Raw genomic sequence first — 13,368 nt, forward strand, 5'->3', positions numbered from 1 at the left:
TTGGCTACGCCAGACTTTTTAGCCCGCCTATTACGCGGCATGAGCTCAACGATCAAATCCAGCGCCGCTGTAGGGCGACGCATTCGATGATACGTACCGATGCCAGGGTGTCGGAATTGAGGAGACTGCCATGCAACTGAAAGACACCCAGCTGTTCCGCCAGCAGGCTTATATCGACGGCACCTGGATGGACGCCGACAGCGGCCAGACCATCAAGGTCAATAACCCGGCCACCGGCGAGATAATTGGTAGCGTGCCCAAGATGGGCGCCGCCGAAACCCGTCGAGCCATTGAAGCCGCTGAGAAAGCACTCCCCGCTTGGCGTGCACTGACCGCCAAGGAGCGCTCGAACAAGCTGCGTCGCTGGTTCGAGCTGATCATCGAGAATCAAGATGACTTGGCTCGGCTGATGACTCTCGAGCAAGGCAAGCCGTTGACCGAAGCCAAAGGCGAGATCGTCTACGCAGCCTCCTTTATCGAATGGTTTGCTGAAGAAGCCAAGCGTGTTTATGGCGACGTGATTCCTGGCCACCAGCCAGACAAGCGCCTGATCGTGATCAAGCAGCCGATTGGTGTCACCGCTGCGATTACGCCGTGGAACTTCCCGGCAGCCATGATCACCCGTAAAGCCGGACCAGCCTTGGCAGCCGGTTGCACCATGGTGCTCAAGCCGGCGTCGCAAACGCCGTTCTCTGCATTCGCTTTGGCTGAACTGGCCCAGCGCGCAGGCATCCCTGCCGGTGTGTTCAGCGTGGTATCCGGCAGCGCAGGTGATATTGGCAGCGAACTGACCAGCAACCCGATCGTGCGTAAGTTGTCCTTCACCGGCTCAACTGATATCGGTCGTCAGCTGATGGCTGAATGTGCCAAGGACATTAAGAAGGTCTCCCTTGAACTGGGTGGTAACGCGCCGTTCATTGTGTTCGACGACGCGGATTTGGATAAGGCCGTCGAAGGCGCGATCATTTCCAAGTACCGCAACAACGGCCAGACCTGCGTCTGCGCCAACCGCCTGTACATTCAAGACGGCGTGTACGACGCCTTCGCCGAGAAGTTGGCCGCCGCCGTGGCTAAGTTACAGATCGGCAATGGCCTGGATGAAGGCACCACCACTGGCCCGCTGATTGATGACAAAGCCGTAGCCAAGGTCCAGGAACACATCGCCGACGCCCTGAGCAAAGGCGCTCGCCTACTCACGGGCGGCAAGCCGCATGCCTTGGGCGGCAGCTTCTTCGAGCCGACCATTCTGGTCGACGTGCCGAACAACGCCGCCGTGGCCAAGGAAGAAACCTTCGGCCCACTGGCACCGCTGTTCCGCTTCAAGGATGAAGCTGATGTGATCGCCATGGCCAACGACACCGAATTCGGCTTGGCCTCGTACTTCTATGCCCGTGACCTCGGTCGTGTGTTCCGCGTAGCAGAAGCGTTGGAGTACGGCATGGTCGGCGTCAACACCGGGTTGATCTCCAATGAAGTGGCGCCGTTCGGCGGCGTGAAAGCCTCGGGCCTCGGCCGTGAAGGCTCGAAGTACGGCATTGAGGACTACCTGGAAATCAAATACCTCTGCCTAGGCATCTAAACGCCTGGCGGTATAGACCTCGCAGAAGGTGCACGAGAGCGCTGCATCTTCTGTATATAACGAACAGACCTGTGCCCAAGCGCGCTGTGGCAGTCGATCATCGAATACTGCCAGGTCGCTTTCGGTACACATCCTTGAACCACGCCGAGATTAACCGGCGAATGAGGAATTTATGAGCAAGACCAACGAATCTTTGATGCAACGCCGTACCGCTGCCGTTCCGCGCGGTGTTGGCCAGATCCACCCGATCTTCGCCGAGTCGGCGAAAAACGCCACCGTCACCGACGTTGAAGGTCGTGAATTTATCGACTTCGCCGGCGGTATCGCGGTGCTCAATACCGGCCACCTGCACCCTAAAATCATCGCTGCCGTGCAGGAACAGCTGACCAAGTTGACCCACACCTGCTTCCAGGTATTGGCCTACGAGCCCTACGTTGAGCTGTGCGAGAAAATCAACGCCAAGGTGCCCGGCGACTTCACCAAGAAAACCCTGCTGGTCACTACCGGCTCTGAAGCGGTGGAAAACGCAGTAAAAATTGCCCGCGCCGCCACCGGCCGTACCGGCGTAATCGCGTTCACCGGTGCTTATCATGGTCGCACGATGATGACCCTGGGCCTGACCGGTAAGGTGGTGCCCTACTCAGCCGGCATGGGCTTGATGCCCGGCGGTATCTTCCGCGCACAGTACCCGTGCGCGCTGCACGGCGTCAGCACGGATGACGCCATCGCCAGCATCGAACGCGTCTTCAAGAACGACGCCGAGCCAAAAGACATCGCCGCGATCATCATCGAGCCGGTGCAGGGTGAGGGCGGTTTCTATGTAGCGCCGAAAGACTTTATGCAGCGCCTGCGTGCCCTGTGTGACCAGCACGGCATTCTGCTGATTGCTGACGAAGTGCAAACCGGTGCCGGCCGCACGGGCACCTTCTTTGCCATGGAGCAAATGGGCGTCAGCGCCGACCTGACCACCTTCGCCAAATCCATTGCCGGCGGCTTCCCGGTGGCCGGTGTCTGTGGCAAGGCCGAGTACATGGACGCCATCGCCCCAGGCGGTTTGGGCGGCACCTACGCCGGCAGCCCGATTGCTTGCGCCGCAGCACTGGCGGTAATTGATGTATTTGAGGAAGAGAAGCTGCTGGAGCGTTGCCATGCGGTTGGCGAACATCTGGTCACAGGCCTCAAAGCCATCCAGACCAAGCACAAGGTCATAGGTGATGTACGTGCTCTGGGTGCGATGATCGCCATCGAGCTGTTCGAAGATGGCGACCTGCACAAGCCGAACGCGGCGCTGACCGCCGCCGTGGTGGCCAAGGCTCGCGACAAGGGCCTGATCCTGCTGTCGTGCGGTACTTACGGCAACGTGTTGCGCGTACTGGTGCCACTGACCGCCGAAGACGTCCTGCTGGACAAAGGTTTGGCCATCATCGACGAGTGCTTCGACGAGCTGGCATAAGCGCGGGGCTTAACCCGGCCATAAAAAAGACCCGCTTCGGCGGGTCTTTTGCGTTTGCACTGCTGTCGCTATTCCAACGCAGCGCCACGCTGTAGCAGCGCTGTGGTCGAACGCTGCTCCTCACCTACGGCAGTATCTGCCAGCAGAGACAGCGGTTGTGGATAACCGATGCAGTAGCCCTGGGCATAGTCGAGGCCCAGCTCGCGCACACAGTCCAGGGTCGCCTGGCTTTCGACAAACTCAGCCACGGTACTCAAGCCCAACTGACTGGCAATTTTCCGCATCGAACCAACCATGGCTTGGTTGATTGGGTCGCTCTCCAGGCCACGGATAAAGCTGCCGTCGATCTTCACAATATCCAGCGGCAGATGGCGTAGGTAAGCGTAGGAGGCAAAGCCGCTGCCGAAATCATCCAGTGCAACCTTCAGGCCCTGGCGGCGCAGCTGGTCGATCCATTGCGCGGATACGCCCAACTCACCCAGTGCCACCATCTCGGTAACCTCGATGCACAGTTTGTGCGCCGGCAAGTTATGCCGACGCAGCTCGCGGTGAAGCATTTCATGGAAGGGTGCACTGAGCAGCGAGTTAGCAGTCAGGTTGACATTCACCTGCACCAGTTGCTCAAGGTGCCGCGGGTTATCCGCCAGCCATTGCAGAAAGTGCATCACCACCCAGCGGTCAATGGCCTCGAGAAAGCCGTAGCGCTGCGCCGCATCAAGAAACTGCCCAGGGCTTATCCACTCGCCGCTATCGGGGTCACGGTAACGCAGCAACACTTCGTAGCGCAGGCCGCTGCTATCCTCTTGCAAAGCCATCACTGGCTGATAGAACAGCTCGAAATGATCGTGCTCGATACCCTCGCGCAAACGGGTAATCCATTGCAGCTGACGTTGCTGTTCAAGCAGTACACCGTCGTCAAGATTGAACAGCTGTACACGGTTGCGGCCCTGGTGCTTGGCTAACTGGCTGGCGCTATCGGCCCAGTTCAGTGCGGTTTCCCAGTCGCTGACGGTGCTGTTCAGCTCCAGCAGCCCGATGCTGGCCTGCACCCTGAATGGCCGCCCCTGCCAACTGAAGACAAATTGCTCGACACAGTGGCGCAGAGTTTCCGCATGCGCCAACGCCGCGTCAGTATCAACTTCACACAGCAACACGGCGAACTCATCTCCGCCGATACGCGCCAGCTCCGCCTGCGGCGACAGGTGGTGGTGCAGGTGACTGGCCAGCTGACGCAGTAATTGATCGCCAGCCGAATGCCCGCAGAGGTCATTGACCTGCTTGAACTGGTCAAGATCGAGGCTCAACAAATGGCTGAAGCGCAATGCGCCCTGACCCTTGAGGCTGTCGCGCAATAAGCGCTCCAGTTCGCGGCGGTTGAGCAGGCCCGTCAGCGAGTCATGGGCGGCCAGGTACTGCAGGCGCTCTTCCAGTGCACGGCGCTCGCTGAGGTCGACGACGATGCCTTCGATACAATCCTGGGCAGGGCGCTTGTGCAGGGATAAATACACCCAGTGCATCTGCTCATCACAGCCCTGTATCCGGCATTCCAGGCTACTGGCGTGTTCGTTATCCAGCGCAGTGAGCAATTGCTCCCAATGCTGCTGGCCAAGTAGATGCTGCATGGTCAAGTCGGCCAGCGTGTCTGGCAGAGCCAGCAGCGCACTGAAGCTGGGATTGGCTTCGATCAGCGTGCCACTCTGGGTGCAGCGAAAAATCCCCTCGCCACTGCTGCTGAATAACGCCTGGTATTGCTCCAGATTACCCAGCGCTTGCGCCTTGCTGTGCAACAAGGCGCGGCGGATCTGCTCCAGTTGTTTATCGAGGATGCCGGCAAATATCAGCATGCTCAGCACCGGCAAGTAGGCGTGCATGTAGTTGATACTTGAGGGTAACGGTATTAACCCGCTGCGCCCCAACGGCACCAACAGCATCAGCACCAGCGCCGAACTCCAGCACAACAGGTAGCCGATGGCGTAGGGCCGCTGCTTACGCACAGCGAGAATCAGCAGTAACAGCTGGAATCCCGCAGTCAGCAGAATCAGCACATTTAGCGCTTGGTAGGAGCGGTACTCACCATAACTGCTGATGGTCCAACCGCAGACCAGCAGGGTCAGCACAAACAGCGCATTACGCAGCCAACGCAGCCGGCCCAGCTCGAGCTTTAGTGCACTGACGAGAAACAGGCTGCTAAAAATCAGCATGCCCGGGTTGGCCAGATTAGCCAGCTGAGTCGACAGCCAGATCCACTGCGGCCCTACCAGACTGGTGACGCCATGCAAGCTGGCGTTATACAACGCCACACTGGCCACCGTCAGGCAAAACCACACCAACTGCGTTTCATGCAGGGTGCTGAAGCGCACCAGAAAAAACAGGGCCAGGCTTAGCAACGCACCCAGCAGCAGGCCACTGCGCATCCAGTGCTCAGCCAATAATAGCGGGCTTTGCTCAGCCGCCACCAACTGCATCGGCACGCTCAATGCCGAGCCGCTTTGTACTCGCAACAACAAGGTGTGGGGGCCCTGACCAAGGCGCGGCAGGTTAAGCAGAAAGTGTGGTGATGGCGCGCCACGCTCTAAAAAGGCTCGATGGTCGCCACTATAGAAAGGGGCAATCAGCCGTTCACGGTCATACAACCAAACTTCAATATCGTCGAGAAAGGGCCGATCGATAATCAGATCGAGGCGCTCAGCCACTGGTGCATCAAGACGGAATGCTAGCCACCAGGCGCTGGCCGAATAGCCCAGGCGCGGCGCGCCATCGATTCGCTTGCCCTCGACGGCAATACGCTCATGTACCTCAGCGGCGGTCAGGTTCCCGCTAGGGTCTTCCAGTACCAAGCTGGCGGGTACGTCCACCGGTTGTTTGAGCTGCTCGTTAGTGAGCACCAGCAATGGTACATCTGCGTATACCGGCACGCTGCCCAGCAAAAAACCAAGCAGCAGAGCTAGCAGGGGAAGATTGGACAGACGAAACATCCTGACGCCTCAATAAACTACGAAGTGCGCCAGGCTCAGGGAGGAACACCGCTCGCCGGCTAAGACGAGTTGACGCTGAGGAATATTAGCTGAGAACCGGTGATTTGATTGCGCTAACGGTCTCACTCAGCTCCAGCAGCAAGCCGGTAATTTGCTCGGCACTCATATTGAAAGGGTCGAAACGATCGCTAGCCGAATACTTGAGGAACAACTCACGGTTGGCCTGCTTGGCACCCGCCCAACCCATGCTCCAATTGCTGTAACGGCGCATGCTGATTTCTGCATAGTCAAGGATGGTCAGCTCCTTGTGCCGGCTGTCATCGGCCAGACGGTTGTACAGGGCATTCACCTCAGCACGCGGACCTTCCAGCGCCTGCAGAAAGATATCGGCATTGCAGCAGAGAATCCCCGTCAGACCTTTACGCGGGTTGTTACGTTGCGAGCTGTCGAGAATTTCACGAATCAGCTCGGCAGAGACCTCGTGGCTGGCACGGCTGGCATAGGTAAGGCGGACAAGCATAAAAATCTCCTTTAACGTGGCAACAGGACACGAACAAAAATCAGCGTGCCGACACCCCAGGCAGCGTTAACCAGAAAGCCGATCAAAAAGCGCCCCGGTAGCTGTGCCGGGTCAAAGCCCATCCCCTTGAGCGGAAATACCACTAGCAAAGCAACGGTGGTCAAGGCAATGCCGCCGAACAGCAGGGCTTTGATCCAGGGTTGTGGGGTGTGCGCCTGCCAGCGCAGAACCAGCAGCATCACCACCGCCCAGAGCCCACCCCAAAAAGATGCCGACAATAATGCGGGCACGCCCAACGGCGAAGTCGGGCTCAGGTTAAACGGCGCAAATGGCACCACGGCTAACGCATGCAACAAGCCCAAAACGGGCTGATGGAAAAACGGCACGGCCAGGAAGCCCGCGACAAAGAATAGACTCAAACGCAACATCAGCAACTCGCTCGCTAACTAGTGTTGGCCGATACTGCCTTAACTGTATAAGATTTGTACAACTTATTACGTAATAATCTTCTGCCTCCCGCCGTAACAAAATCCCTCGAGCACTCTCTATAGTGGCGACATCAAGGCTGAGCCCACTCAGCCACTGCGCCACGCGGCGCGACTGTATTTAAAGGAGCCTCCTGTGCACGCCATGCTGCCATTGCTCGACCAACTGGCCTTTCCGGCAATCCGCCGCGGCCCGCTGGAAGCGCTGCAGATCAACCTGACCTACCGCTGTAACCAGCGCTGTCTGCATTGCCATGTAAATGCCGGGCCCACCCGCACCGAGGAAATGACCGACGAAAGCCTGGCGCTGCTGCATCAAGTGATCGATGCGCACCCGGTGCAGACGCTGGACCTCACCGGTGGCGCGCCAGAGATGCATCCACGCTTTCGTGAAATCGTTCTCCACGCACGCCGTGAAGGGCTGCGAGTGATCGATCGCTGCAACCTGACCATTCTCAGCGAGCCCGGTTATGAAGACTTGGCCGAGTTTCTCGCCGAGCAGGGCGTGGAAGTCAGTGCCTCCTTGCCCTGTTATTCACGCGATAACGTCGACAAACAGCGCGGCGATGGCGTATTCGAGGCCAGTATCAAAGGCCTGCAACAGCTCAACGCCCTTGGCTACGGCCAACCCGGCAGCGGCCTGATTCTGAATCTGGTCTACAACCCGCAAGGTGCCAACCTGCCGCCGCCGCAAGTCGCACTGGAAGCTGACTACAAGCAGCACCTGGCGGAAGATTTCGGCATCGTCTTCAACCACCTACTGACCATTACCAACCAGCCGATTGCGCGCTTTGGCAGCACCCTGGTCAGCAAAGGCCAGTTCAACGACTACATGCAGCTGCTGCGCGACAGCTACCGACCGGAAAACCTCGACGACTTGATGTGCCGCTCGCTGGTCAGCGTCGACTGGCAGGGCTACCTGTACGACTGTGATTTCAACCAGATGCTCGACCTGCCGCTCCCCCTGCAAGGTCAGTTGATTGGCCGCGAGCGCGCGCATTTGCGTGACCTGCTCAGTGCCACCCTCGACGGCAACCCGATCGTCACCCGGGACCACTGCTACGCCTGCACAGCCGGACAAGGTTCCAGCTGTGGCGGCGCGCTCAACGACTAATCAATAAGGAAACGTCATGCACATGAGCAGCACGGTTGGGCTGTTTTTCTGGGGGTTTCTGCTGGTCTATGGCGTGCTGATGGTAGCGCTATCGCCCCGCGCCGTGACCCTCGGAGGCTTCTTCAATGGTGAAGACAGCCAAGGTCGTAGCGCGGCGCCCTGGCTGCTGACCTCCAGCATCTTTATCAGCTGGATCTTCGCCAAGTCGGTGACTAACGCCGCCAATCTGGGAGCCAACTACGGCCTGATCGGCGGTTTGGCCTATGCCATGTACTGGCTGTCAATTCCGCTCACTGGCTTCGTTATTTACCGCCTGCGCCGGCGCTTTGCCGCCACCGGCTTGGTCAGTTTTCTCAGCAGCCATTACGGCCGTGGTGCGGCGCTGGCGTTTTCCGCCGCCATTCTGATCCGCCTGTTCAATGAAGTGTGGAGTAACACGGCGGTGGTCGGCGGTTACTACGGCGACTCCGGCAGTCTCGAATTCATTGGCGCGGCCCTGCTGTTTACCGCCGTGACCCTGGCCTACAGCCTGCGCGGCGGGCTGCGCAGCTCGATCCTCACCGATGCCGCGCAGGCGGCGATCTTTGTTGTCGCGCTGATCTGGGTGCTCGGCCTGGTCTTGCCACAGCACTCGCCCAGCGAACTGGTCAGCACCAGCCACTGGGCACTGAATGCCGGCGTTGACCTGCTGCTGGTGGCGGGCCTACAAGCCTTCAGTTACGGCTTCCATGACCCGGTACTGACCGATCGCGGTTTTATCAGCGAAGAAAAAACCATGCGTCGCTCCTTCGTCATTGCTGGCGTGCTGGGCTTCTTCGCCATCCTCGCCTTCAGCCTGATCGGCGTACACGCCCAGCTCACCGGCCTGGCCGCTTCGGATAACGTACCCGCCGCATTGGCCAAGACCATGGGCATCGGCGCGCTGATGGTGATGACCGTGGTGATGGTCTCCGCCGCGGGCTCAACGCTGGACTCAACCTTTTCCAGCCTGGCCAAACTGGCCGGCCGCGAACTGCCATTACTGGCCGGCCGTGATCTGGGCCAGAAGGCCATCGGCGTCGGCATGGCGGTGATGGTGGTGTTCGCCCTGCTCGGCAACCTGCCAATGATTGCCGGCACCGACATTCTCAAGGCCACCACCATCAGCGGCACCATGGTCATTGGCCTGGCCCCGGTGTTTATCCTGCATGGCCTGACCACGCCTACGCGCCTGGGCTTTCACCTGAGTTTCTGGACCGGCCTGGGCCTGGGCGTCGCCCTGACCCTAGGCTGGATCCCGCAGAGCTGGGCCATCGGTGATGGCAAATATGCCCTGCTGCTCGGCACCAACCTCTATGGCCTAGGCCTGTGCGTACTCGGCTACCTGATTCCTGGCTGGTTGCGCCGTAGCCCACGGAGACTGGCCTGATGCGCGCAGGTCGTGACTGCCCGCTGGACTATCGCCTGGCGCGGGATGCCTTTAGTGGCTCAGCGCTATTCGACTGCGAAACCCTGTATGTGGTCGGCGGCCTGTACGGCAACCGCCAGGCATTGGCCGCGCTGGAGAAACGTGTAGCGGCCGAGCCGACTGCACGCGTGGTGTTCAACGGTGATGCCCATTGGTTTGACCGCGACCCCGCGCTTTTCCAGCAGATCGAACAGGGTGTGAGTCCACACCTGGCGCTGCGCGGCAATGTCGAAACCGAACTGGGCCGCGTGGAGAACAGTGGTGCTGGCTGCGGCTGCGCCTACCCGATGAGCGTGGACGACGACGTGGTCGAGCGCTCCAATGCCATCCAGTTGGAGCTGAATCGAACCGTGCAGGGTTTGCCCGCTATGGCCGAGCGCCTAGCGGCACGGCCCAGCACCGAGTTAGTCAGCGTTGGCGGTCAGCGCATCGCCATCAGCCATGGTGACGAACAGTCGCTAGCCGGCTGGGATTGCTCACGCGAAGCCATGACTGAACCAACAAGACAGCAGCAACTGAATGCCTGGCTGCAGACGCAAAACATCCGCGTATTGGCCACCAGCCACAGCTGCGCCGCCGTGGCGTTGAACCTAAGCCATGGCGCGTTGATCAATAATGGCGCGGCCGGCATGCCCAATTTTGCCGGCGGCCGCTATGGTCTAATCAGTCGGATCGCCACTACGCCACACCCGGCGGCACTCTATCGCTGCCAACGTAATGGGCTGTTTATCGAGGCCCTGCCACTGAATTACGACCACCCTGCTTTTCTCGCCGACTTCGACCGCCAGTGGCCCACACACAGCCCGGCGGCCAAGTCTTATCGCTCTCGCATTCTCGGCCACCTGACAGACCGCCCCGAGGCGGCATTACTGGCCGGCTTTACCTTGTGCCAAAGCCTTTGCGCCCTGGAGACACTAAACTGATGAACAGTCGCAAACTGGCCCTGATGGGCCTGATCCTGGCCCTACTGGGTAGCTTCTTTATTTTTGATGTAGGCCAATACCTCAACCTCGACGCCCTGAAGACCCAGCAGGCCACGCTTAACGCTCAGGTCAGCGCCCAGCCCTGGCTGGCAGCGGGGGTGTTCTTTCTCGCCTATGTCGCGGTAACGGCGCTTTCATTACCCGGCGCAGCGCTGATGACCCTGCTTGGCGGGGCGCTGTTCGGATTAGTTGAAGGCTTCGTACTGATTTCCTTTGCCTCCACCCTGGGCGCGAGCCTGGCCATGCTCAGCAGCCGCTTTTTGCTGCGTGACTGGGTACAGGCGCGTTTTGGGCAGCGGCTGGCCAAGATCGACGCCGGCATTGAGCGCGAAGGTCCTTTCTACCTGTTCGCCCTGCGCCTGGTGCCAGCTTTCCCATTCTTCCTGATCAACCTGGCCATGGGCCTGACCCGGCTGCCGCTGCGTACCTACTGGTGGGTCAGCCAGCTGGGTATGTTGCCGGGCACCCTGGTGTTCGTGAATGCCGGCCGTGAGCTGGGCCAGCTGGAGTCGCTGAGCGGTATCCTCTCGCCTGGCTTGCTCGGCGCCTTTGTCTTGCTCGGTGTATTCCCGCTGATCGCGCGCAAGCTGCTCGGCCTAATTCAGGCACGCCGGGTCTATGCCGGCTGGAACAAACCGAAAAGCTTCGATCGTAACCTGGTGGTGATTGGTGCCGGTGCTGGCGGGCTGGTGAGCTCATATATCGCCGCGGCGGTAAAAGCCAAAGTCAGCCTGATCGAAAAACACCAAATGGGCGGCGACTGCCTGAACACCGGCTGCGTGCCTTCTAAAGCACTGTTGCGCTCAGCCAAACTGGCCAACGAACTGAAAAAAGGCGAGGCCCTCGGTTTCACCGGCGTGCAGGGCACTGTAGATTTCCCGGCGGTTATGCAGCGCATCCAACGGGTGATCGCCGACATCGAGCCGCATGACTCGGTTGAGCGCTACACCGATCTGGGCGTCGATGTTATCCAAGGTGAGGCGAAAATCCTCACGCCTTGGACGGTCGAGGTCAACGGCCAAACCTTGAGTAGCCGCAACCTGATCATCGCTGCCGGCGCCCGGCCGTTTGTGCCGGATATTCCTGGCCTCGATCAGGTGCGTGCCTATACCTCCGACAGCATCTGGACCCTGCGCCAGCAACCGCGCTGGCTGCTGGTGCTGGGCGGCGGTCCGATTGGCTGTGAACTCGCGCAAGCCTTCCAGCGCCTCGGCAGCCAGGTGATTCAAGTGGAACGCGGCGGCCGTCTGCTGCCCCGTGAAGATGCCAATGCCAGCGAAGCGGTAATGGCCAGCCTGCGTGCCGACGGCGTTGACCTGCGCTTGGGTCATCAGGCCGAACGTTTTGAGGTGATCGACGGTGAACCGCGGATGATTGCGCGCAACCTGGACACCGGCGAGCCGGTCACCATCGCCTTTGACTGCCTGCTGCTGGCCCTCGGCCGTAAAGCCAATGTCAGCGGCTACGGCGCCGAAGAGCTGGGCCTGACGGTGCGCGACAATGGCACCTTGGAAACCGACGAATACCTGGCCACGCGCTTCCCCAACATCTACGCGGTGGGCGATGTCACCGGGCCGTATCAGTTCACCCACGTGGCCGCGCACCAAGCTTGGTATGCCGCCGTCAACGCGCTGTTTTCCGGTTTCAAACGCTTTAAGGCCGACTACCGGGTGATTCCACATTGCACCTTCACCGACCCAGAAGTGGCGCGGGTCGGCCTCAGTGAGGGCGAAGCCCAGGCGCAGAACACCGCCTATGAAGTCACCCGTTACGGCATCGACGACCTCGACCGCGCCATCGCTGACGAGGCCGCCCATGGCTATGTACAGGTCCTCACCGAGCCTGGCAAAGACCGCATTCTCGGGGTGACCATCGTCGGCGAGCACGCCGGTGAGCTGCTCACCGAATACGTGCTGGCGATGAAGTACAACATGGGCCTGAACAAGATTCTCGGCACCATCCACAGCTACCCAACCATGAGCGAGGCGAACAAGTACGCCGCCGGCGAATGGAAGCGTGCGCATGCCCCGCAAAGGCTGCTGCGCTGGATTGAGCGCTTCCACACCTGGCGCCGCAGCTGATGCGCGCGTTAGTGCTGAGCCTGCTGCTTGCCGCCCCACTGACGCAGGCAGAGAACCTGCTGACGCCCTGGACAGCAGGGCCACCGGCCGCTGAGTGGTCAGCGCCATGGAAGCTGGCGGACATTCCCAAGCTCAAACCATCGGTACGTACGCTGGTCGAGCTGGATGGCAAGCCGGTATTGCAGGTCAACGCTGATGCCGCTGCCGGTGGGCTGGTGCACCCCTTGAGCTTGCCCGGCGATCAAGCCTGGCAACTGAGCTGGCAGTGGCGCACTGAGCAAAAACTGGATAAGGCCCGCTTCGCCACACGCGAGGGCGACGACTATGCCGCGCGGGTCTATGTGCTGCTCGATTACCCGCTGGACACGCTGAGCTTTGTCGACCGGCAGAAGCTGCGCCTGGCGCGCACCTTCTTCGACCCCGACTTGCCCGCCGCAACCTTGAGCTACGTCTGGGATAACCGCGCAGCACCCGGCACCCATGCCCGCAGCGCGTATACCGAAACGGTGGAAATGCGGGTACTGCGCGGCCCGGAAGCACCGCTGGGCGAGTGGCTGGCGGAGTCGCGCGATCTGCGTGCCGACGCCACCGCCGCCTTCGGCAGCGCGCCACGCAAGATTCTCGGTGTGGTGTTTGCCGCCGACAGCGACAACACCGGCGAGTCGCTGACCAGCTACTTTGCCACGCCGCAGTTACAGCTCAGCAAACCCTAAGGACGGCCTTGGGGCTGA

10 protein-coding genes are annotated in these 13,368 nt (G+C 60.2%); 7 read left to right on the forward strand and 3 right to left on the reverse strand.

Annotation, left to right across the window (positions count from 1 at the left end):
- Positions 1-130: 130 nt before the first annotated feature.
- Together gabD and gabT are read left to right on the forward strand one after the other, a co-directional pair.
- On the forward strand, positions 131-1,579 hold the full coding sequence (gene gabD, locus BMZ32_RS07085) for an NADP-dependent succinate-semialdehyde dehydrogenase (RefSeq protein WP_090240837.1): 1,449 nt from the start codon (positions 131-133) through the stop codon (positions 1,577-1,579).
- Between the two features lie 172 nt (positions 1,580-1,751).
- Entirely contained in the window at positions 1,752-3,032 is a 1,281-nt protein-coding gene (gabT, locus tag BMZ32_RS07090; protein WP_090240839.1) for a 4-aminobutyrate--2-oxoglutarate transaminase, read from the forward strand.
- A gap of 68 nt (positions 3,033-3,100) precedes the next feature.
- On the opposite strand, the gene BMZ32_RS07095 is transcribed toward gabT, so the two are convergent.
- From BMZ32_RS07095 to BMZ32_RS07105, 3 genes are all read right to left on the reverse strand, one after another.
- Positions 3,101-6,007, reverse strand: a complete 2,907-nt coding sequence (locus BMZ32_RS07095) for an EAL domain-containing protein (RefSeq protein WP_090240841.1) — start codon at positions 6,005-6,007, stop codon at positions 3,101-3,103.
- Between the two features lie 85 nt (positions 6,008-6,092).
- Entirely contained in the window at positions 6,093-6,527 is a 435-nt protein-coding gene (locus tag BMZ32_RS07100; protein ID WP_090240843.1) for a BLUF domain-containing protein, read from the reverse strand.
- An 11-nt stretch (positions 6,528-6,538) separates the two neighbouring features.
- A complete protein-coding gene (locus BMZ32_RS07105; RefSeq protein ID WP_090240845.1) occupies positions 6,539-6,955 on the reverse strand; it encodes a hypothetical protein in 417 nt (138 codons plus the stop codon).
- A 202-nt stretch (positions 6,956-7,157) separates the two neighbouring features.
- Here BMZ32_RS07105 and arsS point away from each other — a divergent pair, with 202 nt between their 5' ends.
- Genes arsS through BMZ32_RS07130 form a run of 5 tightly spaced genes read left to right on the forward strand, consistent with a single transcriptional unit; the run spans position 7,158 to position 13,350 of the window.
- Entirely contained in the window at positions 7,158-8,126 is a 969-nt protein-coding gene (arsS, locus tag BMZ32_RS07110) for an arsenosugar biosynthesis radical SAM (seleno)protein ArsS (RefSeq protein ID WP_208598699.1), read from the forward strand.
- 22 nt (positions 8,127-8,148) lie between these two features.
- On the forward strand, positions 8,149-9,534 hold the full coding sequence (locus BMZ32_RS07115) for an SLC5/6 family protein (protein WP_167376723.1): 1,386 nt from the start codon (positions 8,149-8,151) through the stop codon (positions 9,532-9,534).
- Positions 9,534-10,496 (forward strand): hypothetical protein, encoded by a 963-nt coding sequence (locus tag BMZ32_RS07120; protein ID WP_090240849.1) that lies wholly within the window; start codon positions 9,534-9,536, stop codon positions 10,494-10,496. Before BMZ32_RS07115 ends, BMZ32_RS07120 begins: the two co-directional genes overlap by 1 nt.
- A complete protein-coding gene (locus tag BMZ32_RS07125; protein WP_090240851.1) occupies positions 10,496-12,637 on the forward strand; it encodes an FAD-dependent oxidoreductase in 2,142 nt (713 codons plus the stop codon). The genes BMZ32_RS07120 and BMZ32_RS07125 overlap by 1 nt, the downstream gene beginning before the upstream one ends.
- A complete protein-coding gene (locus BMZ32_RS07130) occupies positions 12,637-13,350 on the forward strand; it encodes a DUF3047 domain-containing protein (RefSeq protein ID WP_090240854.1) in 714 nt (237 codons plus the stop codon). The genes BMZ32_RS07125 and BMZ32_RS07130 overlap by 1 nt, the downstream gene beginning before the upstream one ends.
- The last annotated feature ends 18 nt before the right edge of the window (positions 13,351-13,368 follow it).

It is taken from the genome of Pseudomonas guineae (genome assembly GCF_900113745.1).
Taxonomy (GTDB): domain Bacteria; phylum Pseudomonadota; class Gammaproteobacteria; order Pseudomonadales; family Pseudomonadaceae; genus Aquipseudomonas; species Aquipseudomonas guineae.